This is a genomic window from Nocardia sp. NPDC051832, from assembly GCF_040681285.1.
Classification (GTDB): Bacteria; Actinomycetota; Actinomycetes; order Mycobacteriales; family Mycobacteriaceae; genus Nocardia.
This window is the reverse complement of sequence record NZ_JBFAYL010000003.1, coordinates 283,322-306,278: the sequence shown is the minus strand read 5'-3', so window position 1 is coordinate 306,278 and position 22,957 is coordinate 283,322. Positions and strand designations below refer to the sequence as shown.

At 68.7% G+C, this 22,957-nt stretch carries 23 protein-coding genes; 10 read left to right on the top strand and 13 right to left on the bottom strand.

What is annotated here, in order from left to right; translation table 11 throughout:
* Nucleotides 1-97 precede the first annotated feature (97 nt).
* From AB0M14_RS19125 to AB0M14_RS19115, 3 genes are all read right to left on the bottom strand, one after another.
* Nucleotides 98-2,698 (bottom strand): LuxR C-terminal-related transcriptional regulator, encoded by a 2,601-nt coding sequence (locus AB0M14_RS19125; RefSeq protein ID WP_364996617.1) that lies wholly within the window; start codon nucleotides 2,696-2,698, stop codon nucleotides 98-100.
* Nucleotides 2,699-2,870: 172 nt separating this feature from the next.
* Entirely contained in the window at nucleotides 2,871-3,254 is a 384-nt protein-coding gene (locus AB0M14_RS19120) for a hypothetical protein (protein ID WP_364996615.1), read from the bottom strand.
* A gap of 113 nt (nucleotides 3,255-3,367) precedes the next feature.
* A complete protein-coding gene (locus AB0M14_RS19115) occupies nucleotides 3,368-4,657 on the bottom strand; it encodes an adenylosuccinate synthase (RefSeq protein ID WP_364996613.1) in 1,290 nt (429 codons plus the stop codon).
* Between the two features lie 220 nt (nucleotides 4,658-4,877).
* Here AB0M14_RS19115 and AB0M14_RS19110 point away from each other — a divergent pair, with 220 nt between their 5' ends.
* Nucleotides 4,878-5,540, top strand: coding sequence for a hypothetical protein (locus AB0M14_RS19110; protein ID WP_364996611.1), 663 nt, complete (start codon nucleotides 4,878-4,880; stop codon nucleotides 5,538-5,540).
* A complete protein-coding gene (locus AB0M14_RS19105) occupies nucleotides 5,537-6,364 on the top strand; it encodes a site-2 protease family protein (RefSeq protein ID WP_364996609.1) in 828 nt (275 codons plus the stop codon). Before AB0M14_RS19110 ends, AB0M14_RS19105 begins: the two co-directional genes overlap by 4 nt.
* Before the next feature lie 3 nt (nucleotides 6,365-6,367).
* On the opposite strand, the gene AB0M14_RS19100 is transcribed toward AB0M14_RS19105, so the two are convergent.
* Together AB0M14_RS19100 and AB0M14_RS19095 are read right to left on the bottom strand one after the other, a co-directional pair.
* Complete coding sequence (locus AB0M14_RS19100; RefSeq protein WP_364996607.1) at nucleotides 6,368-7,516, bottom strand: FUSC family protein; 1,149 nt, start codon at nucleotides 7,514-7,516, stop codon at nucleotides 6,368-6,370.
* A 3-nt stretch (nucleotides 7,517-7,519) separates the two neighbouring features.
* Nucleotides 7,520-7,969 carry a DUF3151 domain-containing protein gene (locus AB0M14_RS19095; RefSeq protein WP_364996604.1) on the bottom strand — a complete coding sequence of 150 codons (450 nt, stop codon included), beginning with the start codon at nucleotides 7,967-7,969 and terminating at the stop codon, nucleotides 7,520-7,522.
* Between the two features lie 84 nt (nucleotides 7,970-8,053).
* On the opposite strand from AB0M14_RS19095, the gene AB0M14_RS19090 reads away from it, so the two are divergent.
* Nucleotides 8,054-9,913 carry a hypothetical protein gene (locus tag AB0M14_RS19090; RefSeq protein ID WP_364996602.1) on the top strand — a complete coding sequence of 620 codons (1,860 nt, stop codon included), beginning with the start codon at nucleotides 8,054-8,056 and terminating at the stop codon, nucleotides 9,911-9,913.
* Nucleotides 9,914-10,048: 135 nt separating this feature from the next.
* Nucleotides 10,049-11,083: a fused (3R)-hydroxyacyl-ACP dehydratase subunits HadA/HadB gene (locus AB0M14_RS19085; RefSeq protein ID WP_364996599.1), complete on the top strand. Its 1,035-nt coding sequence runs from the start codon at nucleotides 10,049-10,051 to the stop codon at nucleotides 11,081-11,083.
* Here the strand turns inward: AB0M14_RS19085 and AB0M14_RS19080 are convergent.
* On the bottom strand, nucleotides 11,080-12,501 hold the full coding sequence (locus AB0M14_RS19080) for a DUF4185 domain-containing protein (protein ID WP_364998952.1): 1,422 nt from the start codon (nucleotides 12,499-12,501) through the stop codon (nucleotides 11,080-11,082). The genes AB0M14_RS19085 and AB0M14_RS19080 overlap by 4 nt on opposite strands.
* Before the next feature lie 152 nt (nucleotides 12,502-12,653).
* On the opposite strand from AB0M14_RS19080, the gene AB0M14_RS19075 reads away from it, so the two are divergent.
* Entirely contained in the window at nucleotides 12,654-12,956 is a 303-nt protein-coding gene (locus tag AB0M14_RS19075) for an excalibur calcium-binding domain-containing protein (RefSeq protein WP_364996597.1), read from the top strand.
* Between the two features lie 12 nt (nucleotides 12,957-12,968).
* Here AB0M14_RS19075 and AB0M14_RS19070 read toward each other — a convergent pair whose 3' ends face one another.
* Entirely contained in the window at nucleotides 12,969-14,087 is a 1,119-nt protein-coding gene (locus AB0M14_RS19070; RefSeq protein ID WP_364996594.1) for a BTAD domain-containing putative transcriptional regulator, read from the bottom strand.
* A gap of 96 nt (nucleotides 14,088-14,183) precedes the next feature.
* On the bottom strand, nucleotides 14,184-15,218 hold the full coding sequence (gene fbaA, locus AB0M14_RS19065; protein WP_364996592.1) for a class II fructose-bisphosphate aldolase: 1,035 nt from the start codon (nucleotides 15,216-15,218) through the stop codon (nucleotides 14,184-14,186).
* Between the two features lie 229 nt (nucleotides 15,219-15,447).
* On the opposite strand from fbaA, the gene AB0M14_RS19060 reads away from it, so the two are divergent.
* Both AB0M14_RS19060 and AB0M14_RS19055 read left to right on the top strand, forming a co-directional pair.
* Nucleotides 15,448-16,107, top strand: coding sequence for a VTT domain-containing protein (locus tag AB0M14_RS19060; RefSeq protein WP_364998950.1), 660 nt, complete (start codon nucleotides 15,448-15,450; stop codon nucleotides 16,105-16,107).
* A 4-nt stretch (nucleotides 16,108-16,111) separates the two neighbouring features.
* Entirely contained in the window at nucleotides 16,112-16,810 is a 699-nt protein-coding gene (locus tag AB0M14_RS19055) for a DedA family protein (RefSeq protein ID WP_364996589.1), read from the top strand.
* On the opposite strand, the gene AB0M14_RS19050 is transcribed toward AB0M14_RS19055, so the two are convergent.
* The 4 genes from AB0M14_RS19050 to AB0M14_RS19035 form a co-directional block, all read right to left on the bottom strand.
* On the bottom strand, nucleotides 16,807-17,895 hold the full coding sequence (locus AB0M14_RS19050; RefSeq protein WP_364998949.1) for a glycoside hydrolase family 76 protein: 1,089 nt from the start codon (nucleotides 17,893-17,895) through the stop codon (nucleotides 16,807-16,809). The genes AB0M14_RS19055 and AB0M14_RS19050 overlap by 4 nt on opposite strands.
* A 128-nt stretch (nucleotides 17,896-18,023) precedes the next feature.
* Nucleotides 18,024-18,707, bottom strand: coding sequence for a TrmH family RNA methyltransferase (locus AB0M14_RS19045; protein ID WP_364996586.1), 684 nt, complete (start codon nucleotides 18,705-18,707; stop codon nucleotides 18,024-18,026).
* A 31-nt stretch (nucleotides 18,708-18,738) separates the two neighbouring features.
* On the bottom strand, nucleotides 18,739-19,269 hold the full coding sequence (locus AB0M14_RS19040) for a DUF4190 domain-containing protein (protein ID WP_364996584.1): 531 nt from the start codon (nucleotides 19,267-19,269) through the stop codon (nucleotides 18,739-18,741).
* A gap of 46 nt (nucleotides 19,270-19,315) precedes the next feature.
* A complete protein-coding gene (locus AB0M14_RS19035) occupies nucleotides 19,316-19,636 on the bottom strand; it encodes a DUF4190 domain-containing protein (RefSeq protein WP_364996581.1) in 321 nt (106 codons plus the stop codon).
* A 92-nt stretch (nucleotides 19,637-19,728) separates the two neighbouring features.
* Here AB0M14_RS19035 and AB0M14_RS19030 point away from each other — a divergent pair, with 92 nt between their 5' ends.
* The 3 genes from AB0M14_RS19030 to AB0M14_RS19020 all read left to right on the top strand — a co-directional run bounded on the left by AB0M14_RS19030 (nucleotide 19,729) and on the right by AB0M14_RS19020 (nucleotide 22,267).
* Nucleotides 19,729-21,087: a sensor domain-containing protein gene (locus AB0M14_RS19030; protein WP_364996579.1), complete on the top strand. Its 1,359-nt coding sequence runs from the start codon at nucleotides 19,729-19,731 to the stop codon at nucleotides 21,085-21,087.
* Nucleotides 21,087-21,740: a response regulator transcription factor gene (locus tag AB0M14_RS19025; protein ID WP_364996577.1), complete on the top strand. Its 654-nt coding sequence runs from the start codon at nucleotides 21,087-21,089 to the stop codon at nucleotides 21,738-21,740. The genes AB0M14_RS19030 and AB0M14_RS19025 overlap by 1 nt, the downstream gene beginning before the upstream one ends.
* Before the next feature lie 80 nt (nucleotides 21,741-21,820).
* The gene (locus AB0M14_RS19020) at nucleotides 21,821-22,267 is read left to right on the top strand and encodes a hypothetical protein (protein WP_364996574.1); all 447 of its coding nucleotides are present in this window, start codon (nucleotides 21,821-21,823) and stop codon (nucleotides 22,265-22,267) included.
* Here AB0M14_RS19020 and AB0M14_RS19015 read toward each other — a convergent pair.
* On the bottom strand, nucleotides 22,251-22,949 hold the full coding sequence (locus tag AB0M14_RS19015) for a lysoplasmalogenase (RefSeq protein WP_364996571.1): 699 nt from the start codon (nucleotides 22,947-22,949) through the stop codon (nucleotides 22,251-22,253). The genes AB0M14_RS19020 and AB0M14_RS19015 overlap by 17 nt on opposite strands.
* Nucleotides 22,950-22,957: the final 8 nt, after the last annotated feature.

The following is a 22,957-nucleotide window of genomic DNA, read 5'->3' as shown; positions in this document are numbered from 1 at the left end:
CACCACCATCAGGATTGCAGCCGAGGCGGTCCGTCCCTGCGGACCGCGCACGCACAATATCCGTTGCTGAATGGTTGCTGTCAATTCGAAGTATCGATCAGTCCGGGGATTCTCCCCGGATGAGGGCGCCGAGCGATTCCCGGTCGGTGACGTCCATCTTGCTGCATGCCCGGTACAGGTGACCTTCGACGGTGCGCACCGAGACGGTGAGCCGATCGGCGATCTGCCGGTTGGACAGGCCGGCGGCGACCAGGTTCGCGATCTCGCGCTCCCGGACGGTGAGCGGCAGCGGCTGCGCGGCTTGGCGCAGCGACGGCGTGCTGGCCCCACCGCAGGCGGCGGCCAAGCGGTTGGCGGTGGCGGCGGATTCGTGCAGCCGGCGGCGGTCGCCCGCGCGGTCGTGCGCCAGCGCGGCCTGAGCGGCGGCGTCGGCGGCCGACAACAGCGCCCCGATCTGCTCGAATTCGGCGGCGGCGGCATCCAATCCGCCGCCGTCGTGCGCGGCCAGCGCGACCGCGTGCCGAGCCTGAACCTGGACCAGCCGCCCGTCCACCCGGGCGGCGAGGTCGGCGAGCCGGCCCGCCACCGACTGTTCGCCGAACCGGGCGGCGGCGTGCAACGCCATCGCCTCGATAGCGTGTTGCTGGGAACGTGCCGCGGCGTCGGCAGCGCCCATGGCCAGCCGGATGGCGGGGGTGACCGCGCCCTCGGCCGCGGCCAGGCAGGCGCGCGCGATCTCCAGCTGCGGGTCGTAGATGGCGACGTGCCGGCCACCGCGCCGAGCGGTCTCGGCGATGGTCTCAGCGGCTTCCGCGGTGCGGCCGAGCGCCGAATACGCCTCGGCCAGCCGGATCCGCGCGGGCGTCATCCAGGCTGCCGCACCCTCGGCGGCGAGCGCGGCCAGGGCCTGCTCGAGATGTTCGATGCCGTCGGGAAAACGTCCCTGCGCGACGTCGGCGGTGCCCTGCAAGATCTTCGACATACCCCAGGCCAGGTACTGACCGGGTGCGGAGTAACCGAAATAGGCTGCGGCGCAGCGCTTCGCCGCTTCCATATCGCCGGTGAAGGTCAGTGCGAGCACCTCGGCGTGGGTGGACATGAACCGGTTCAGCCCGTCGATCTCCCCCTCCACCTGGTGCCCGCGCGCCACGTACTGCCGGGCGGCTTCGCCCTTGCCCATCAGCGCCAGCGCGAGCCCACCGCCGAACGCCGCCCACCACACCGCCCAGGGCGGCACGCTTTTCGCCTGCATGACCGTGTCGGCGTCGGCGATGGCGTCGGCGATCCGGTTCTCGTTCACCGCGACGGCGGAGGCGAGGCCGTCGAGCGTGGCCGTGCAGCCCGGATGCGTCACCTTGCCGCGCACCAGCGCCAGCACCTCGTCGGCGTGATCGGCATCGCCCATGGCCCACAACAGATTCGAGACCCGGGTGCTGCCCCAGCGCACCAGCTGCACTTCGTTCAGCTCGTCCGGATCGAAGCTGGCGAGGGTGCGTTCGGCTTCGATCGGATGGCCCTGCCACAGCAGGGCACGGGCCAGCAGATCGGCCGCTTCCACCCCGCCGCGCCGCTCCACCGCGGCCCGCGCGAAACGCTCGCCGAGCGGCAGATTCGCCAGCGCGATGGCGTCGGCGGCGGCCGCCTCGAACAGCTCCAGATCCGCGGATTTGTCGCTGTCCAAAGCCAATTCGGCCAGCCGGATCCGGTCGGCGGCGGAGTTGATCTTGCGGTCCTTCAAGGCGGAATACAGCTTGCCGCGCAGGCGGCGCGCCGAGGCGATGCCGAGCCGGCGCCGAATGACCTCACCGAAGAGCGGATGGTTGTAACGCACGATCAACTGGTGCGCGTTCTCCACCACCCGGATGACGCCCCGGGTTTCGGCCGCCTCGACCGCTTCCTCACCGGCCAGGCCGGCGAGCACGTCGAGATCGATCGGCTCGCAGAAGGTGAGCAGTTCCAGCACCCGCAGCACTTCTTCGGGCAACTGCTCGACCCGATCCTCCAGCAGCGCAGCGAGTTCCGAGGTGACCGCGGCGCGACCGCGCAGCTGCCAGACCCCGTTCACCTGGCGCAGCGTGCCCGCCTCCAGCGCGCCCTCCACCAAATGCCGCAGGAACAAGGCGTTTCCGCCGGAGGACTCCCACATCAGGTTGGCGGTGAAGCCCTCCAGCTGCCCGCCGAGCATGGATTCCACCAGGTCGACGCTCTGCCGCTGGGTGAACGGATTCAGGTCGATGCGCAGCAGATGACCGTCTTTCCACAGCGAGGTCACCGCGTCGGGCACGGGCACCCCGCTGCGCACGGTCGCGACGATGTGCGCGGCCTTGTCGATGGCCAGCTGAAGCAGCAAGGTCGCCGAAAGCTGGTCCAGCAGATGGGCGTCGTCGACACCGATGATGGTGTGCCCGTCGGCGAGCAGGGCCTCGCGCGCCGCGGACATGAAGGTCACCGGGTCGTGCGCGGTATAGACGCCGACCATATGGGCGAACACCCCCAGCGGGATGCTGCGCGCCGATTCGGTCCCCGCGACCCAGCGAATATTGCCGCCCACCGCCGCCGTGGCCTGCCTGGCCAGCGTCGTTTTGCCCACCCCAGCGTCGCCGGTAAGCACCGTACCGACATATCCCGTGCCGGTGAGCGCGGACCGGATCGCCTCGAACTCGGTCTCGCGCTCGATCATCGGCCAATTCCGAGCCATGTACTAACTGTAGTTCTTTACAAGAACATGATCGAACCCAACCGCGAACTCACGTGTGTAGCAGCCGGATTGAGAGAATCACACAACCGTGCCAGACACAGGACGAGGGAGCGGACAACCGCGTGGACAGGCTGCCGCCGTAGACCGAAGCGATAGGGCCGAGTTTACCCGCCTAGGGTCGCGGCTGGCCGCCGTTGAGCGCCTGATTCACCGAATCGACCACCTCGGCCGGCACCTCCGTGGGTACCGGCACTACCACGTCACCGAACTGGACCGCGTGCGGTTTGGGCTCCGGAGTCGGCTCCGGCTTGGGCGTGGTCCGCGGCGCGCGCGGCGCGGGCGCGGCCTGCGGATTCGCCGATCGCAGTTCCGCGGGCTCCTCCGGCGCGGGCTCCTCCGCCGCCGGCGGGGCCTGCTTTGTCACCCCCGGTTGCACGGGCTGGGCCAGGGCGACCCCCGCCAGACCGCCCGCGAACGCGATCGACACCGCGGCGACCGCGACCCGAAACGTGCTCCGCGAGAACCCGTTCCACATTTTCCGGTTCCGAGTCGACACGTCGACAACACCATCCTTATTCAAAAACCGCTCAGGCACACCGATTCCGATCATGTGCTCGCCACATGCTAACGGAACCGGGTGCCGCAGCCCAGTAGAAGATGGTGGAACGGTCAGCCGAGCACGTCGTGCCGGACGATGGTCTGCTCGCGCCCCGGCCCGACGCCGATGCAGGAGATGCGCGCGCCCGAAAGCTCTTCCAGCCGAAGCACATACGCCTGCGCGTTGGCGGGCAGTTCCTCGAAGGTCTTGGCGCCGGAGATGTCCTCCCACCAACCGGGCAGTTCCTCGAAGATGGGCTTGGCGTGGTGGAAATCGGTCTGCGTGGTCGGCATCTGCTCGACCCGCTCGCCGTCGATCTCGTAGGCCACGCAGATCGGCACCGTGTCCAGGCCGGACAGCACGTCCAGCTTGGTCAGGAAGTAGTCGGTGACGCCGTTGACGCGCGTGGCGTACCGGGCGATGACCGCGTCGAACCAGCCACAGCGCCGGGCCCGGCCGGTGGTGACGCCGACCTCGCCGCCGTTCTTGGCCAGGAACTCGCCGAAATTGTCGAACAGCTCGGTCGGGAACGGGCCGGAGCCGACGCGGGTGGTGTAGGCCTTGAGGATGCCGAGCACCGTGGTGATCTTGTTCGGGCCGACGCCCGAGCCCACCGCCGCGCCGCCCGAGGTCGGGTTGGACGAGGTCACGTACGGGTAGGTGCCGTGGTCGACATCGAGCAGCGTGCCCTGCGAACCCTCGAGCAGCACGGTCTCGCCGCGCTCCAGGGCCTCGTTGAGCTGTAGCCGGGTATCGGCGATGCGGTGCTTGAAGCCTTCGGCCTTCTCCAGCACCTCATCAACCACCTGCTGCGGCTCGAGCGCGCGGCGGTTGTAGATCTTCACCAGCACCTGGTTCTTGAATTCCAGTGCGGCTTCGACCTTCTGGGTGAGGATCTTCTCGTCCAGCACGTCGGCCACCCGGACGCCGACGCGGGCGACCTTGTCCTGGTAGCAGGGGCCGATGCCACGGCCGGTGGTGCCGATCTTCTTGTTGCCGAGGAAGCGTTCGGTGACCTTATCGATGGCCACGTGGTACGGCATGATCAGGTGCGCGTCGGCGGAGAGCAGCAGACCGGAGGTGTCCACGCCGCGCTCTTCCAGACCGGCCAGCTCCGCGAGCAGCACGCCGGGATCGACCACCACACCGTTGCCGATGACATTGGTGACGCCCGGGGTGAGGATGCCGGAGGGGATCAGGTGCAGGGCGAACTTGTCGCCGTTGGGCAGCACCACGGTATGACCGGCATTGTTGCCGCCCTGGTAACGGACCACCCACTGCAAGCGGCCACCCAGTAGATCGGTGGCCTTGCCCTTGCCTTCGTCGCCCCACTGGGCGCCGATCAGGACGATCGCCGGCATCGTTGTCTCCTACGGTTCGAGGCGCAACACACTCGTGTTGCAGCTACCTACCCGTCTGGAGGAGGTGGCCGGTAACTCATTTTAGCCGACGCCCTATGACCAGCCTGGTCGCAGGGCAGGACAAACGGGAATCGGCCGGTATGGTTGGGCCGGAAGCGGCCACCGTCGGCCACCCGCGCGCCGGGTGTGTCGGCCCGGAACGAGGAGGGGTTACGGCAGTTTGAGTACCCACGTTCTCCGCTGCGACGGCGCACCGGTACCGATCGCGCTCGCGGCACTGCCCACCACTCCGACGGCCGCCATCCCGGATCTCAGCGTCATCGACGAACTGCTTCCCGTCCTCGCCGCCGACAGCCTGCCCCGGCTGATCGTGCTCGGCGAGGACGCCGCGCTGGCCGCGGTGCTGACCCACCTGATGAAGACCGAACGACTGCACGTCGAGATCGGCTATGTGCCGATCGACAAGACCTACGGATCCCGCGCCTATCAGACCGGCACCGGCAATGCCGCCGCCAAGCGCGCGATCGACGGCCGGGCTACCGCGACGCCGCTGATCCGCGACGACACCGGCACCGTGCTGGTCGGTCGGGCGACCATCACCGGCGTGGACGGCGCGAAATTGGAGGGTGAGGCGTACGTGGACGAAAACCAGCTGTTCTCCGGCATTGTCACCGCCATGCAGGTCTCCCCGAGCTTGCACCTGCCCGGCGTGCGGGCCACGGTCAAGCGCGGCCGCTTCAGCAGACGGATCTGGCTGGAAGGCCGGGCGGCGCAGCTCGGCACCCCCGGCGCGATCGTGACGCGCGACGGCATCCGCGCCGAGCGGACCGTGCCGCGCTCGAGCTTCTACCGGCATCACGAGACCTGGCTGCTGGTCCGATGACGTACTCCTTCCCGCAGCGCCGTGCCGCGGTGCGACCGAGCCCGGTGTTCCTGGCGGTCGTCGCCGTCACCGTCGCCGGCGGCGTGCTGGCCTGGATCGCCGAGCCGAATTCGAATCTGGCCCGGGTCGGCGTCTTCCTGATGGTGGTCGCGGGGTGGGTGGTCACCCTGTGCCTGCACGAGTTCGCCCATGCCTTCACCGCGTGGCGAGCCGGCGACCAGGACGTGGAGATGCGCGGCTACCTGACGCTGAATCCGCTCAAGTACTCGCATCCACTGCTCTCGATCGTGCTGCCCATCGTGTTCATCGCGCTCGGCGGCATCGGACTGCCCGGCGGTGCGGTCTATGTGCACAGCCACAATTTCAGTCCCCGGATCCAGCGGCTGATCAGTTTCTCGGGTCCGGCGGTGAATCTGGTCTGCGGGATCGTGATGCTCGCGATCGTCCGGCTGTTCGCGCCGGAACCGTTCGGGTTCGCCGCCGAACCGGGATCCGGCCGGTTGACGGTGGAACTCCTGCCGCAGGCGCCGTTCTGGCTGGCGCTGAGCTTCCTGGCGTTCTTGCAGATCACCGCGTTCGTGCTGAATATCCTGCCGGTGCCGGGCATGGACGGCTACGGCGTCCTGGAGCCGTCGCTGAGTTACAAGACCCGGCAGACCCTGGATCAGTTCAAGCCGTTCGGCATGCTCATCCTGTTCGCGTTGCTCTTCACGCCGCAGATCAACCGGGTGTTCTTCGATTCGATCTACTGGCTCTTCGAACTGTCCGGCGTACCCAGCTACTGGAGCGGGCAGGGCTCGAGGCTCTTCCGGTTCTGGACCTGACCCTCAGTCCGCCGGCGTCACGTATGGATGCGGCACGGTCGGCGGCAGCAGCGCGATCGCGGAGATCCGCTGCATGCCGCAAGCCTGCATGAGGTCGACCACGATCGAGCGCACCTGCGCGAACACCACATGGGCGGAAAGCCCGGCACCCTGCACCATTTCGGGTTTCGCGCCCTTGGCGACCAGGCGCAGCACGCGCGCGGCCTCGGCCTGATCGGGCTGGTCGCCGGGGTCGGCGAGCATCATCTGCCGCACCACGTCGACGGCCTCGGCCAGTTTGCGAACCTCCTCGACCAGGCGGGAGTCGAGGATCTCGTCGTCGCGCACCAGGGTCAGGGAGCGGCGCAGCAGGACGCGGGTGTTGCGGATCGCGTTGTCGAGCGGGTCGGCGGTGGCGCGGATGTTGTCCAGGCGGGTGCGCGAATTCCAGTACAGCGGGGAGATCCGGCTGATCTCGCGGCCGCCCTCCAGCGACGAGCGCAGCGAGTCGATCTGCGCCTGGGTCGCGCGCGCCGAATCCAGCGCGGACTGGATCTTGTCCTGATCCTGTTCCAGCAGCCCGTCGGCGCAGACGGACAGCGATTTGCCCATCACCGCGAGGACTTCCGCGGCCTGCTCACGGGCCCGGCGCACCGGGTGCAGCGGGATCGCGGCCACCATCACCACCCCGACCAGGCCGCCCACCAGGGCGTCGATCATGCGCGGGAAACCGGTGCCGGTGGAGGGTGGCATCAGGGTCGCGACCAGCACCGCCGAACTCGCGGCCTGCATCGAGATGATCGAGCCGCCGTCGACGAATACCGCCAGCGCCATGGCCACCACGACGACCAGCGCGATCTGCCAGATCCCGGTGCCGGCCCGGGAAATGAAGAGGTCGCCGATGCCGATGCCGACCGCGACGCCGACCACCAGCTCCACCGAACGGCGCAGGCGCGCCCCGAAGGAGACGCCGATGGAGACCACAGCGGCGGTCGGCGCGAAGAACGGCTGCGGGTGCCCGATGATGTAGTGCGCGACCGACCAGGCCAGCGCGGCGCCGAGCGCGCACTGCACGATCGGCAACCAGGACAGCCGCAGCCGCGCCCAGGACTTGCGCAGCCGATCTGCGCTGGTCGTCCGGGCTACGACTATCCGAGAGTTCGGATCCAGCAACTACTACCCGAGTCCGAGTTCCGCCGCGGCCCGCGGGTCGCAGTCCTCGAGCAGGTCCAGGCAGCGCGCGTACTCCTCGGTCTCACCGATGATCTTGGCCGCGCGGGCCAGCGCGCCGACGCTGCGCAGGAAACCCTGGTTGGGCTCGTGGCTCCACGGCACGGGGCCGAAACCCTTCCAGCCGTTGCGGCGCAACAGGTCCAGGCCGCGGTGGTAGCCGGTGCGCGCGAAGGCGTAGGCGGAGACGACGTCGTGATTCACCGTCGCGTCGGCGCCGTCCGCGCCGCCGCGGGTCAGCGCCGCCTCGGCGAGGTAGGCCCAGGCGATCGAGGCCGCCGGGTGGTCGGCCGCGACCTGCACCGGGTCGGCCTTGTTGAGCAGCGCCTCCTCCGCATCCGTGTTTTCCGGGAGGAGTACCGGCTGCGGTCCGAGCAAGTCACCGAAGGAGGTCATGCGGTTCATTCTGCATGTAGGACCGATATGCCCACTAGGCTGGCCGTCGAGTTCCACATGTTCCGCCTGAGCGAGGGGTATTAGGTGTCCGACCCGAACGACGAGAAGAAGCCGGCCCCGGCACCCGCCGGTCCGCAGGATGCGCCGGACGCGCGACCCGACGCCGCCGCGGAACCGTCCGCCGACGACCCCACCGTCAAGCACTCGACCGCCGCCCCGACCATGCCGATGGCCGCGGCGGAGCCGAAAGATGATCGCCCCCAAGCCGTGAGCTCGGCAGCGCCGACGGTCGAGATGCCGAATCAGGCCGAGGCGCCCAAGCGCAGCGAGTGGAAAACCGAGGAACCCACCCAGGCCGCGCAGCCGGCCCAAGCCGCACCGGCTGCCAAGAGTGCAGAGCCTGCAAAAGCGACAGAGCCCGCCAAGTCCGCTCAGCCTGCAACTGCCGCGCAGTCGCCAAGCACCGCTCAGTCGGCAGGCGCCGCTCAGCCTGCAAGCGCTGCTCAGTCGGCAAGCGCCACGCAGCCTGCAAGCGCCACGCAGTCGGCAAGCGCCACGCAGTCGGCAGACACCACTCAGCCTGCAAGCGCCGCGCAGTCGGCGAATGCCGCGGAGCCTGCGAAGGCCGGGGAACCGGCGAAAGTCGACCAGCCCGCAAAGGCAGAGTCCGCGAAGGCCGACCAGCCGGCCACGGCAGCAGAGCCCGCGAAGGTCGATGCGCCGGTCGAGGCGGCAGCCGCGGAGCCTGCCGAAGCTGGGCCGAAGGCGATCGCGCCCGACGCGGGTGCCGCCGATGCCGCCACGTCTGTCATCCGGCGCGAACAGACCACTGCCGAGCCGCAGTCCATTCCAGCGGTCGCCAGGCCCACAGTTTCCAAGCCGGGTGACGCCAAGCCGGGGGTCGCCGCACCCGCCGTCGCCGAAACCGGCTCGGACGCAACCAAATCCGACGACCAGCCCGCGGGCTCGGACGCGCAGACCGTCGTCATGAAAATCCAGCAGCGCCCGGAGCCCGCGCCCGTCGACCAGGCCGACGATGACGCCGAGACCGCCGCGATGCCGAACGACGAGCCGGCCGACGTCCCCCCGCCGCCGCCCGCCCCGAACATCGCAGGCGCCGATGCCGAGACGATCGCGATGAAGATCGTCGCCAAACCGGAGGACGACCCGAAAACCACCGCCCTCCCGATCCAGCACCGCCCGGATCAGCAGGCCACACAGAAGATTCGCACCGACGCCGTGCCGCCGCGCCCGGCGATCTCCAAGCCGCCGATGACCCCGCGCCCCGCGCCGGGCCCGAAACAGCCTGGTAAGCAAGGCCCCGCGCAGCAGCAGCCGCCGCAACCCCGCCGGGTGCCACAGGCGCAGTCGCCCGCGGACGTGCAGATGACGCTGCCGGTCCAGTCGGTGTTCCAGCCCGCCGGCCCGCAGCAGCGCGCGCAGCAGCCGCAGCCGATGGCCGCGCCCCAGCGCGTCGAACCCGCCGCGCCGGCCACCGCCCCCGCATCCGGTAAGTCCAAGCGCCTGCTGATCGGCGCTGGCGCCGTGGCCGCGGTGGTCGTCGCGCTGGTCGCGGGGGTCGCCTTCGCCAACCGCACGGACAATTCGCCCGAGGCCCAGGTCCGCAGCGCCATCGGCGAGTACACCAGCGCCTTGAAGGACGGTGACCTGGCGGCGCTGCGCAACAGCACCTGCGGTTCGCTGCACGAGTTCTACGCGAAGCTGCCCGAGGCCGAGTTCGCCGGCGTGCACAAGTTGTCGGCGGAGCAGAAGACCATCCCGGTGATCGATGCCGTGGACGCCATCCAGATCACCGACAGCAAGGCGCTGGCCCAGGCCACCGTCTACACCGCGGCGGATCCATCGAAGAAGTCGGCGCGCACCTTCGACCTGGAGCGCACCGGCGACGGCTGGAAGGTCTGCGATCCGCCGGCCGGCAGCTGAACCACGAGCCTCCGTCAAGCGGGCTGAACACCCTGCTGACGGAGGCCCAGGTCACCCGTAGCCCGCATCACAGTCACCTGGTCACTGGTCCGATACGCCAGTAACATGGCCCGGATCATGATGAGGGAACAAACGATGGCGCAACCGGGAACCGGGGCCGTCGAGCAGACGACTGGGCTGGCCGGACGACGCTTCCAGGTGCGTGACCACTATGAGGTCGGCCGGGAGAAGGTGCGCGAGTTCGCCCGCGCCGTGCAGAACCATCATGGCGCCCATCAGTACGAACCCGACGCCCGCAAGCTCGGCTACGACGGCCTGATCGCGCCGCCGACCTTCGCCTCGGTGATCGGCATGACCAACACCCAGGCCCTGATGGACTCGGTGCTCACCGACTACGACCTGAGCCAGGTGCTGCAGACCGATCAGGTCTTCGAGGTCTACCGGCCGATCCTCGCCGGCGACCGGATGCAGACCGAGATCCTCATCGATTCGCTGCGCCAGTTCGGCGACAACGACTTCATCCACGTCAAGTTCGTGCTGCGCAACCAGCACGGCGAGATCGCGCAGGTCGGCTCCAGCACCCTGGTGGCGCGCCGCGGCGCGGACGTGGATCCCAATCTGGTGGACGCGGTGGAGAGCATCTTCATGCACGTGCGCCCCCCGGTGCTGGAGAACGGCCCGCTGCTCGAGTTGCCCGCCGACGCCGCTCCGCTGGACGTGCCGGCCAAAGCGTCCGCGCTGGTGCACACCCTGCCCGCGTTCGACGACCTCACCCCGGGCACCGCGCTACCCCCGGGTTCGGCCTGCCTGACCCGCGGCGATCTCGCCAACTACGCCGGCGTCTCGGGCGACCCGAACCCGATCCACTTCAGTGATCGCGCCGCCGAACTCGTCGGCCTGCCGACCGTGGTCGCGCACGGCATGCTCACCATGGGCTTGGCCGCCGAATATCTGACCTCCTGGCTGGGCGATCCCACCGCCATCGAGAAGTTCAGCGTGCGGTTCTCCGGGTTCGTGCCGGTCGCCGCGGACGCCGCGACCACCGTCGAATTCTCCGGCAAGATCAAATCGCTGGACGCCGGAACCCGTACCGGGACCATCATGTTGAGCGGTTCGGCCGAGGGCCGCAAGCTGTTCGGCCGGGCGCTGGCCGAAGTGCGCTTCGCCTAATCCGCCAGCGTCGCCCGCATCAGGTAGACGTTGTAGTCGCTCCAGGTGGAGATGGTGAAGTACAGCTCCCGCCCGCGTGACCACGGGTGGATGAAGCCGCCGTACAGCTCGGCGTGGTCCGCGATCGATACCGTCGGTGTCCCGCCGGACCACTCCCCCTGCGGCGCGTTCGCTTCGCGCACCACGATCGCCGCCCGCCCGGTATCCAGATAGCTCATCTGCCAGACCTGGCGTTCGGCGTCGTAGCGCACCGACAGCTCGGCGGCGGGCGCGTCGACGATCGGCGACACCTCGCCGGAACTGCCCACCGCACGCCACTGTCCGGCACTCCAGTACTGGTAGGCGCTGGTGTTGAGCAGCTGATCCTTGGCCACCCGGGCCAGCCCGACCGCGCCGAGCCGGGTGTTGGCGGTGCCGAACATGTAGACGTGCTCGCCCTGCGGAACCATCGCCGCCACTTGGAAATTCGCGAGCCCGAAGATGTTGTCCCAGCGGGCGTGCGGGTCCTTGGTCCAGGTCTGGCCGTGGTCGTCGGAGTAGGCGATGCCGCCGTAGTTGGTATAGAAGGTGCCGGGCACGCTGTTCCAGGTGCGCATCGACATGTAGCTCATGTACTGCCGGTCGCCGAGCGCGAAGCCCGAGGTGGGGATGGTGGTTATCTCGACGTTGTCGAGTTTGCGGCTGGAGAGCACCTCGGCCGCGTGACAGCGGTCGTCGGTCACCATCGAGTCGTAGGTGATCCCGTCGGACAGGTCCCGATCGGTGCTGAAGGCCAGCACATTGCTGCGCCAGTCCCCGCCCATGCCGCCCGGCGGATGGAAGCCGCGGCCGACGGTGTCGCCGAACGCGGTGGCGATCTCACCGGGCGCGCTCTCCCACATGATGCCCAGGTCGGTGCCGTCGACCTGCCACCGCTTGTCGGTGCGGTTGACCGAATTCGCGCCGGTCAGCTTGGCGATCTCCACGACCTCGGTGATCCGCGGCGCCGCGCGGCCCGGCACCCGCGGAGCGCTCTCGGTCGGCGGTTCCACCCGGGGCGGCGCGGGCGGCACCGGGCCCGGATCCGGGCCGGGCCCGGGAACCGCGAAGTGGAAGGGATTGGGGCGCAACAAGATCTCCGGAATGCCGAGCCGGTTCGCCAGGCTCGGCGGCGGCTCGGTGGTGTCGGTGAGGTCCGGGCACGGGTTCACACACGGATCGATGGGCAGCTGCATCTTCGTGCGCACCGGCGTGGGCTCGGGCGCCGGCGGCGGGAGCACCGTGACCACCGGATACGGGATCGGCACCTCGAGCGTTTCCGGAACCAGGTCCTCGTGCACCGGCTCGGGGTCGCTCAGACATGGGCCGACGCCCGGGATGACCTGCACCGGTTCGGTTTTCGGCGCCGCGACAGCAACCGGGTCGACTGCGCTGCACAGCACCGCGGCACCGGCCGCGGCCAGCAGCTGCCTGGCCTTGGACACAGCGGACGACCCTACCCGGCAGTGCGCCCGATCCCGGTCAGACTTTCCGATCAAGCCGCCAGCAGCGGGAATAGCATCGATCCGGAAGTCGGCGCACGATGGAAACCGTGAACAGCAGCAGGAATCCACGCCGTGCGGCCTCGGCCCTCGGCGCCGTGTGCCTGGTAGCCGGATTCGGGCTGGCGCCCGCGGCCGCCATCCTCGGCCCTGTGCCCGCCACCGCGCAGGCCGAAATAATCGGGCCGGATCCGAAACCGTCCGACGCCGGCAAACCGAAGAAGCAGTTCTACACCAGCTGCGCCGAAGCCCGGGCCGACGGCAACTGGCACCTGCGGCGCGGCGAGCCGGGGTACTGGCCCTACCTCGACGGCGACGGCGACGGCGTCGCCTGCGAATCCACCGGCGACTAGGGGCTCAGCGGATTACGTGATCGCCTGGAACACCAGCGCGGTAGCGCCGATCCGGATGACATCGCCGTCACCGAGCAGCGCACCGTTGTCGATGGCTTCCTCGTTGACGTAGACGCCGTTGGCCGAGCCCAGATCCTTGATCAGCAGTCCGGCCCGGCTCGGCATGATGTGCGCGTGATACCGGCTGGCCTTGGGATCGTCCAGGATCAGATCGTTGTCGGTCATCCGGCCGATCCGCAGCCCGGCCGGCGGGATCACCTGTGCCCGGCCGTCGGGCAGGCGCAGCTGTCCGTTGCGGACCGTGCGCGGCATCTCGGTGACCGTCTCGGTCATGTACTTGTGCAGGTCCTCGGTGCGCCGGAACTCGCTGGTGTTCAACGGTTCCTGGCGCAGCACCCGCTGTTCCAGCTCCACCAGCGCCGGACCCGGATCGATGCCGAGCTCCTCGGCGAGCACATCCTTGACCTTGCGGGCGGCGGCGAGCGCGTCGGCCTGCCGTCCGGACAGGTACAGCGCGGTGATCAGCTGCCCCCACAGCGGTTCGCGCAGCGGATGCTCGGCGGTCATCGACCGCAGCTCACCGATCACCGCAGAGTGCCGCCCGCAGGCGATTTCGGCGTCGACCCGAGCGGCCGCGGCGACCAGGCGCTCCTCGTCCATGGCGGTGGCGAAACCGTCGGCGAAGCCCAGCCCCGCCAGATCGGCCAGCGCCCGGCCGCTCCACTCCTGCAACGCGGCGGCGTAGAGCCGCGACGCGCCCTCGTGATCGCCGACGCCGGCGGCCTTGGCCGCGGCCTCCCGGGCCGCCTCGAACCGGCCGATATCGCAGGCTTCCTCAGCGATCTCCAGCCGATAGCCCGAGGACTCGGTGCGCAGCACCTGTGCCGGATCCACCCCCGAATTACGCAGCGCCTTACGGATATTCGAGACGAACACCTGCAAGCTCGCGGCGTAGGAGTCGGGCGGATCCTCGTTCCACACCATGTCGGCCAGCACGGCCGAGGACACCGCGCGGCGCCGATTGACGGTCAGCGCCGCCAGCAACGCGCGCGGCTTGGGCCCGCCGACCGCCACCGGTTCACCACCGACGAACAACCGGACGGGCCCGAGCACGCGCACATCCAAACTCATGAACTTCCTATTGCTCCCTCACCGGCCCGCTTGCGACTGCTTGCAGGTCGCTCGAAAGAGCCAGCGTGAATCCTTTGACACCCGTAAGGCAAAGGCTCAGGCGCTGATCGACCGTCCCGCAGACTTCAGATCATTGCACGCCTCGACGACACGTGCCGCCATGGCCGCTTCCGCCTTCTTCAGGTAGGAGCGCGGATCGTAGACCTTCTTGTTGCCGACCTCGCCGTCGATCTTCAGCACGCCGTCGTAGTTGCCGAACATGTGACCGGCGACCGGACGGGTGAAGGCGTACTGGGTGTCGGTGTCGACGTTCATCTTCACCACACCGAACCGCAGCGAATCCTCGATCTCGGACTTCAGCGAGCCCGAGCCGCCGTGGAAGACGAAATCGAACGGCTGCGCGTCGCCGCCCAGGCCCAGCTTGGCGGCGGCCACCCGCTGGCCCTCGGCCAGCACCTCGGGGCGCAGCTTCACATTGCCCGGCTTGTAGACGCCGTGCACGTTGCCGAAGGTGGCGGCCAGCAGGTACTTGCCGTTCTCGCCGTGGCCCAGCGCGTCGATGGTCTTCTCGAAGTCCTCGGGCGAGGTGTAGAGCTTGTCGTTGATCTCGGCCTCGACACCGTCCTCTTCGCCGCCGACGACGCCGATCTCGACCTCGAGGATGATGTTGGCCGCGTGCGTGGCCTTCAGCAGCTCCTTGGCGATTTCCAGGTTCTCGTCGATCGGGATCGCGGAGCCGTCCCACATGTGCGACTGGAACAGCGGGTTCAGGCCGGCGTTGACGCGCTCCTGCGAGATCGCGATCAGCGGGCGCACGAAGCCGTCCAGCTTGTCCTTGGGGCAGTGGTCGGTGTGCAGCGCGATCGTCACGTCGTACTTGGCGGCGATGACGTGCGCGAACTCGGCCAGCGCCACCGAACCGGTGACCATGTCCTTCACGCCCAGGCCGGAACCGAATTCCGCGCCACCGGTGGAGAACTGGATGATGCCGTCGCTGCCGGCGTCGGCGAAGCCCTTGATGGCCGCGTTGATCGTCTCCGACGAGGTGCAGTTGATGGCCGGGAAGGCGAAGGAGTTCGCTTTGGCCCGACCGAGCATCTCGGCGTAGACCTCCGGAGTCGCGATGGGCACAGTGACAACCTCCGTGTTGATGCGGCAAAAGACAATTCTGTCAGGCACACCCTAAGCCAGGGGGCGTTACCCGGTACTGTGGGCCGGGTAATCGGGCTGGCGGCACTCGAACGGTGCAACGTGACGCGCGCCGGCCGACCCCCGAACAGGAGGCCGCGTGAATCTGCTGGCAGCGACCGATCTACTGGCAGCGACCGATAAGTCGGTGTGGAGCAACATCCTCGACCCGATGACACTGCTCACCGAGACCTGGCTGGCGAACGCGGTACTGCCCGCGATCCTGATCATCGTCTTCATCGAGACCGGTCTGCTGTTCCCGATCCTGCCCGGTGATTCACTGCTGTTCACCGGCGGCATGCTGTCCGCGCAGCCCAATCCGCCGGTCTCGATCTGGGTGCTGCTGCCCGCGACCATCCTGGTGGCTTTCCTCGGCGACCAGACCGGCTACTGGATCGGCCGCGGTATCGGCCCGAAGATCTTCCACAAGGAAGACACCCGCTTCTTCAAGAAGCACTACATCACCGATACCCACGACTTCTTCGAGAAGCACGGCCCGAAGACGATCATCCTGGCCCGCTTCGTCCCGATCGTGCGTACCTTCATGCCGGTGCTGGCGGGCGTCTCGCAGATGACCTATCGCAAGTTCGTCGCCTTCGACATCGTGGGCGCGATCCTGTGGGGCGGCGGCGTCACCATCATCGGTTACTTCCTGGGCAACGTGGCGTTCGTGCGGGACCACGTCGAGGCGATCTTCCTGCTGATCGTGTTCGTCTCGATCCTGCCCGGCATCATGGCCGTCGCGAAGAAGCTGATGAACCGCGGCAACACCCCGGCCAAGGACATCCTCGACGCCGAGCTCACCGGCACGACCAACGAATCGACCCGCTGACCCGGTGGCTGCGGCGCCTCTTCTTCTCGCGGTCGAGCCCCTCGCGGTGGGGTCCTTCGACCCGCTCCTCTCGGCGGGCCCCACGCTCGTCTGGACGGTGGTGCTCACCTTCGTCTTCCTGGAATGTGCGCTGATCATCGGGCTGTTCCTGCCCGGCGACTCGATGCTCCTCACGGCGGGCATCGTCATGTCCGCGCACGCCACCGGCGAACCCCAGGTCTGGGCGCTCTCGGTGGGCGCGATGGTCGCCGCGATCGCCGGCAACCAGGTCGGGTACGTCATCGGGCAGCGCACGGGCCACCACCTGGTGGCCCGCAAGAACGGCCGCTATATCAACACCCGCAACCTGGCCCGCGTCTCGGAGTTGTTGCAGCGCCACGGTTTTCTCGCGGTGCTGGTGGCGCGCTGGATCCCGTGGGTGCGCACGCTGTGCCCGATGGTCGCCGGGGCGGCCGGGATGGATCACCGCAAGTACACCGTGGCCAGCACCATCGGCGCGATCATCTGGGCGCCGGTGCTGCTGCTGGTCGGTTACTACGCGGGCGGCTGGCTGCAGCGGGTGCCGTCGCTGATGCCGCTGGTGATCGCCACGCTGGTGATCGGCCTGATCATCGGCACCGTGCTCGGTGTCCGGCACTACCGGCAGGAAATGGCCAAGCCCGCCGAGGAGTTCGACGTGGAATCCGCCCCCGCGGAACGCTAGAGTCCCGCGGCGCTGACCTGATAGGCGGCTTCCATCAGCAGCCAGCCCGACAGCTGCACGGACAGGTCGCGCTCGGGAATCTCCGAGGCGGTCACCGACCCGCCCGAGGTGAAGAAACCCGCACCGGCGCTCCCGCCCGGGACCCGGGCGGGTTTGCCCCAATCGGCGCCGAACAACGGCTCGCCCTCCACCTCGAGGCGATTCGCCCACGCCGCCGCCGCGGATTTCCGGACCAGGGCCGCCGCGAGCTGGCGATCCTCGACCTGCGGGCGGTCCTCGCCCGGCAGCATCAGCGCGACCACGGCCAGATAGCGGGCCAGGATTCCGTTGAACAGGCCACCGTCGCCACCGCCGCCGCCGTGGATCACGCCGCCGGTGGTCATCCGCTCCTCGACCGCGTGCAGCAGCCGATGGACCCGTTCCACGTGCCGTTGTTCACCGGTGTGCACCGCCAGCTCGGCTTCCAGCCCGAGCACCACGCCCTGGCAGTAGCTGAAGATCGGCCGCTCGATCATCCCGGACGGTAGGTGGATGCCGTCCAGGATCAGGCCGGTCTCCGCGTCGCGGAGGTTCTCCTCCAGCCAGTCCGAGATCTCCTGCGCGCGCCCGTGCCGGCCGAGCCGGGACAGCGCGATCCCCGCGGGACCGTTCGCGGGGGCGTTGTAGAAATCGGAGTTCATCCGCCACGGAATGCCGCCGCCGACCGCCGGATTCCAGGCGTCGTAGAGCTTGTTCTCCAGCGCGATCAGCGCGCCGCGCACCTCGGTGATGCCCTGGGTGCGTTCGGCGCGTTCCAGGGAAATGGCCAGCCAGGCCATGTCGTCGTAGTACTTGTTGGTCCAGCCGGTGATGTTGCGCACCCGGTGCGAGCGCACCAGTTCGCCGATTCGTTTACGGCGGGCCGGGGTCGGCACGCGATTGGCGGCGTCGACGGCGCAGTCGATCAGATGCGCCTGCCACCAGTAGTGCCAGTATCCGAAGGCGCGTTCCCGCTTGGTGGCGGGCCAGCCGACGACGCCGAGTTCGGTGCCCGGGAAGGCCCACAGGGCCCGCAGGTGCCGGGAGATGATCGCGGATTCCGCCATATCGGCTCGCTCGGACCACAGTTCGGGCGTCGATGCAGCGTCCTGCCCAGTATTCGGGCTTCGCGATGTCATTCCTCAATGGTGCCAGCTTGTACGCACATTACGTGGCCTATTTGTTACACAACTCGCTACCAGGAGTCGGACAAATCGGCGTGTTGCCGAACCCACGCATGCATGGCGATGCCCGCCGCGACCCCGGCATTGATACTGCGGGTGGACCCGAACTGGGCGATCGAGACGGTCAGCGCCGCCGCGTCCTTGGCGTGCTCGGTGACCCCGGGGCCTTCCTGCCCGAACAACAGCAGGCAGTCGCGCGGCAGGTCGGCGGTCTCCAGCGGCACCGCGCCCGGCACGTTGTCCACGGCCACGACGGTCAGGCCGTGCCGCGCCGCGTAGGCGAGCAGTTCGGCCAGGTCGGCGTGGTGTTCGAGGTGCTGATAGCGATCGGTCACCATCGCGCCGCGCCGATTCCAGCGCCGCCGGCCGACGATGTGCACCGCGGCCGCGGCGAAGGCGTTGGCGGTGCGGACCACGGTGCCGATGTTGGCATCGTGCCCGAAATTCTCGATGGCGACGTGGAACGGGTGCCGGCGCCGGTCGATGTCGGCGACGATGGCCTCGCGGGTCCAATAGCGATAGGCGTCCACGACATTGCGGCGGTCGCCGTGCGCGAGCAGCTCCGGGTCCAGGCGCGCGTCATCCGGGGCCTGGGTCCCGAATTCTTCGGACCACGGCCCGACACCGTGCGGATGCTCGCCCCATTCCGTTGGTCCGGGAACCTGCTCGGCAGTGTCGGGCTGTGGGTGAGTCACTCCGACGATGCTAATTCCAGCGGCGCCGTGATCAGTACGTGCTGGCGCTGAAGGCGCCGGCGAGGATCGCGATGATCACGAAGACAAGGCTCAGCGCGATCAGCGCGGAGCCGATGATGCCCAGGATGAAGCCCGCCTGCGCCTTGCCGCGGCCACCCATGGCGCCGCCGGAGGCGTCGATCTCGTCCATGGCCTTCTTGCCCATGAACCAGGCGAACGGCGCGCAGAGCCCGCACAGGGTGACGCCGAGGATGCCCAGGATGAGCACCAGGGTCGACTGCGGGTGTTCCTGCTGGCCGTAGGGGCTGCCGTACGGCGCGGCGCCATAGGGCTGCTGACCATACGGCTGTTGCCCGTAGGGCTGCTGACCATAGGGCTGCTGCCCGTAAGGCTGTTGCCCGTACGGCTGCTGCTGGGCATAGGGGTCGGATTGCTGTCCGTACGGCTGCTGCGGCTGCTGCGCGTGCGGATCGGATTGGCCGTACGGCTGCTGGCCGTACGGCTGTTGCCCATAGGGCTGATCCGGCTGGCCGGACTTGTCCATCGACGGCGGAAAACTCATGAGGAGATGTTAGCCGTCAGCGTTCCGCTTCGGTGGGTCTGCGACATCACAGGGATATGCCGACTGCGATGAACATGGTGAGGAAAGCCGCCACGCCCAGGCTCAACAGAACGGTGGCGATGATGCCGCAGATGTACCCGGCCTGCGCACTGCCGCGGCCGTCCAGCGCACCCTCGGCGGCGTCGATCTCGTCCATCGCTCGTTTGCCCAGCACCCAGGCGAAGGGGCCGAGCACCACCAGGAGTGGGCACATGACCGTCCCGACCAACGCGGCGATGCCGAGCGCCATGGCGGTGTTCGCCTGCGGATGCTGCGGCGGCCGGACATAGGGTGGGTAACCGTAATACGGCCCCGGATACGCGTTCACCCCCTCGATCGTACGAGGTGTAGCTGGCACCACCATGGTTTCGGCGGACAGCTCCCTCGAAAGCCGTTGCCGCACCGACAAGCATGGAATACATGACCGAGACACAGGCCGAACCGACCGTCTTCCTCGACCCGCCGCCACCGGCCGGGCCGCAGGTGTGGCGCACCATCCTGCGCGCGCCCTTCCAGGTCCGGGCCTGGAAGGAGCTTGCCTATCTGCTGGCGGGTTTCGCGCTCGGACTGGTGGTCGTCACCTACCTGTTCGTGGCCATCGGCGGCGGCCTGTACGTCTCGATCACCATCATCGGCATTCCGCTGCTGGCGCTGGCGCTGCTGGGCGGGCGCACCTTCGGCCGGATCTACCGGGCGCTGACGCGGACCCTGCTCGATACCCCGGTGGAGCCGCCGCCGCCGTTCCAGCGGCAGCCCGGCGTCTTCGGCTTCCTGAAGAGCGCCTTCACCGACCGGCCGAGCTGGCGGGCGCTGCTGTTCCTGGTGGTGCAGGTGCCGCTGGGCCTCGTGCTCGGCTATCTCGCCCTGATCGTCGTGGCGATGACCGTGTTCGTCGCGCTCTCCCCGATCTTCTGGGCGGCGTTGCGGCCCGTCAATATCGACGAGAACGGCGTCGAACACCACTCGCTGATGCAGTTCGGGTCGTTCTACGTCGACACCTGGCCGCGGGTGCTCGGCGTCGCGGCGATCGGCCTCGTGCTGTGCTTCGCCTTGCCGTGGCTGGTGCGGGCGCTCTGCCTGGTGCACCGGGCGCTCACGCTCACCCTGCTCTCGGCCACCACCCGCGACAAGCAGCTGGCGGAGTTACAGGAAAGCCGCCGCGCCGTCGTGGACGATGCCGCCGCAACCCTGCGCCGGGTGGAACGCGACCTGCACGACGGCACCCAAGCCCGGCTGGTCACCATCGCCATGGCACTGGGCCGCGCCGAGGAACGGCTGGACGCGGGCGGGGATCCACGCGATCTCATCGCCAACGCCCATGCCAGTTCCAAGGAGGCGCTCACCGAACTGCGCGAACTGGTGCGCGGAATCCATCCGCCTGCCCTGGAATTGGGCCTGGAACCGGCCTTGGAAACGCTGACCTCCCGCTGCGCCGTCCCGGTGGACCTGCGGGTGACGCTGCCGCAGCGGCCCAGCCCCGCCATCGAGGCCATCGCCTACTTCTCGGTCGCCGAACTGCTCACCAATGTGGTGAAGCACGCGCACGCCAACCGGGCCTGGGTCTCGGTCGTCCCGCACGACGGGCGCACGATCGCGATCACGGTGCGCGACAACGGAATCGGCGGCGTGCTGCCCCCGGGTGATACGGAAACAGCGGGCGGGAGCGGACTTTCCGGCCTGGCGGCGCGAGCGCGCGCGGTCGACGGGACGCTGACCGTGGACAGCCCGACCGGCGGCCCGACCGTGGTGACCCTGCTGCTGCCGAAAGTAGGCCCGTGATGACCACCCCGTTACGCATCGTCATCGCCGAGGACAGCGCGATCCTCCGCGACGGCCTGGCCGGGCTGCTCGCCGAACGCGGACATCAGGTGGTCGCCATGGTCGGCGACGCCTCCACCCTGAGCGACGTTGTCGGACAGCACAATCCGGATGTCGCCGTGGTCGACGTGCGGATGCCGCCGACCTTCACCGACGAAGGGCTGCTGGCCGCGATCGAACTGCGCCGCAAGTACCCGATGACCGGCGTGCTGGTGTTCTCACAGTGGATCGAGACCCGCTATGCCACCGAGCTGCTGGCCGGCGGCGCGAGCGGCGTCGGCTATCTGCTCAAGGACCGGGTGGCCGACGTGCGCGAATTCGTCGACGCCCTGCAGCGGGTCGCGACCGGCGGCACCGCCCTGGATCCGGAAGTGGTGAGTCAGCTGATGGGCGCCTCCCGGCAACAGGATTCGCTGGCCCGGCTCACCCCGCGGGAACGCGAAGTCCTCGAACTGATGGCCCAGGGCCTGTCCAACAACGCGATCGCCGAATCGCTCACCGTCACCGAGCGGGCGGTGGAGAAGCACATCGGCAATATCTTCGTGAAACTCGATCTGCCTGTGTCGGATACCCACCATCGGCGGGTGCTGGCTGTGCTCCGTCTCAAAGGCTGACCAGATTTCGTCAAGGCCGGTTCACGGCCGCACCTGTCGACCTACCCTGGAGGTGCAGGGTTTCCGGGTGAAGGCTTGGCATGGATCACGGGCGCATTCTTCGCACGGTGCTCGGCATCACCGCCGGGTACCTGGTCCTGCTCGGCCTGTGGCTCGGCTGGCTCATCCACCACGCCCCGCCGGGCACCGTGCCCTATCAGGTGGTCGCGATGGTCGGCCTGTTCGGCTCCTGCCTGGGCCTGGGCATGCTGTTGGCCAACCGTCCCTCCCGCGCGGACCGCGAACTCTGGCGGCACGGGCTGGAGGGCTGGGCCACCGTCAAAGGCCGCCGGGCCCTCGAACGCACCGACCATCACAGCGAAATGACGCAGCTGGAACTGGAACTGACCATCCCGGGCGCCGAAACCTACACCGGCTCCATCACTTTCGACCTGATGCCCGCCGACAGCCCGAAAGTCGCCGTCGGCGAGACCATTTCGATCCGGGTCGATCCCGCCAACCGGGATCGCATCATCCTCGTGCTGTGACCTGGTGCGCGCGCGGGTCGGCCAGCAGGTACTGCGCCGCCGCGTAGGTGGTGAGGATGACGCCCTCGGTGACATGCCGGGAGCGCGTGCTGCGCGCGAACAGGCGGCGCAGCACGATCAGTCCATCGGACACGGTGAACAGCAAAGCGCCGAGCCCCAAGCGGCTGCGCGGATCGGTGCCGGGGATATTCAGCCCCGCAACGTTTTTCGCGCCGGGCGCCAGGTCCGGATCCGAGGCCAGGACGGCAGCGGTACCCAGCGTCGCACCGTAGGCGGTCAAAGGCAGTGCGACAGTGGGCGCTTTGGTCCGCAGCAGCGCACCCGCGCCGAGCCAGGCGGCGACCCGGGGCAGCGCGACGGCGGGCAACGGCCGGGCGCCCTTGCGCAACCACAGCGCCGAATACCCGGTCTGCATCACGGCGAACGACGACGCGCCCGCGATCAGGCGGCGGTCGTTGTCGGGATCGATCAACAGGATGTCCCCGACGGTGGCCGCCGCGAGCGAACCGAGCAGCACCTTCCGATCGGTGGCATCGATCTCGACGCCGGCGGTCGCCACATCCGCGGCGAGCAACGGCATCAGCAGCGGCTTGGCGGCCCACTGCAATTTCTCCCGGCCGGTGACCGCCCCGAAGACGGTGACCGCCGCGGCCGCTAGGTACCCGGCTCTGAACGCACGCATGGGAGGAA

What these genes read in the sequence shown, in the direction of transcription:
- AB0M14_RS19125 (WP_364996617.1), bottom strand. Translation starts at nt 2,698, where the DNA reads ATGGCTCGGAATTGGCCGATGATCGAGCGCGAGACCGAGTTCGAGGCG.
- AB0M14_RS19115 (WP_364996613.1), bottom strand. Translation starts at nt 4,657, where the DNA reads ATGCCGGCGATCGTCCTGATCGGCGCCCAGTGGGGCGACGAAGGCAAG.
- AB0M14_RS19105 (WP_364996609.1), top strand. Translation starts at nt 5,537, where the DNA reads ATGACGTACTCCTTCCCGCAGCGCCGTGCCGCGGTGCGACCGAGCCCG.
- AB0M14_RS19095 (WP_364996604.1), bottom strand. Translation starts at nt 7,969, where the DNA reads ATGACCTCCTTCGGTGACTTGCTCGGACCGCAGCCGGTACTCCTCCCG.
- AB0M14_RS19085 (WP_364996599.1), top strand. Translation starts at nt 10,049, where the DNA reads ATGGCGCAACCGGGAACCGGGGCCGTCGAGCAGACGACTGGGCTGGCC.
- AB0M14_RS19070 (WP_364996594.1), bottom strand. Translation starts at nt 14,087, where the DNA reads ATGAGTTTGGATGTGCGCGTGCTCGGGCCCGTCCGGTTGTTCGTCGGT.
- AB0M14_RS19060 (WP_364998950.1), top strand. Translation starts at nt 15,448, where the DNA reads ATGACACTGCTCACCGAGACCTGGCTGGCGAACGCGGTACTGCCCGCG.
- AB0M14_RS19050 (WP_364998949.1), bottom strand. Translation starts at nt 17,895, where the DNA reads ATGGCGGAATCCGCGATCATCTCCCGGCACCTGCGGGCCCTGTGGGCC.
- AB0M14_RS19040 (WP_364996584.1), bottom strand. Translation starts at nt 19,269, where the DNA reads ATGAGTTTTCCGCCGTCGATGGACAAGTCCGGCCAGCCGGATCAGCCC.
- AB0M14_RS19030 (WP_364996579.1), top strand. Translation starts at nt 19,729, where the DNA reads ATGACCGAGACACAGGCCGAACCGACCGTCTTCCTCGACCCGCCGCCA.
- AB0M14_RS19025 (WP_364996577.1), top strand. Translation starts at nt 21,087, where the DNA reads ATGACCACCCCGTTACGCATCGTCATCGCCGAGGACAGCGCGATCCTC.
- AB0M14_RS19020 (WP_364996574.1), top strand. Translation starts at nt 21,821, where the DNA reads ATGGATCACGGGCGCATTCTTCGCACGGTGCTCGGCATCACCGCCGGG.
- AB0M14_RS19015 (WP_364996571.1), bottom strand. Translation starts at nt 22,949, where the DNA reads ATGCGTGCGTTCAGAGCCGGGTACCTAGCGGCCGCGGCGGTCACCGTC.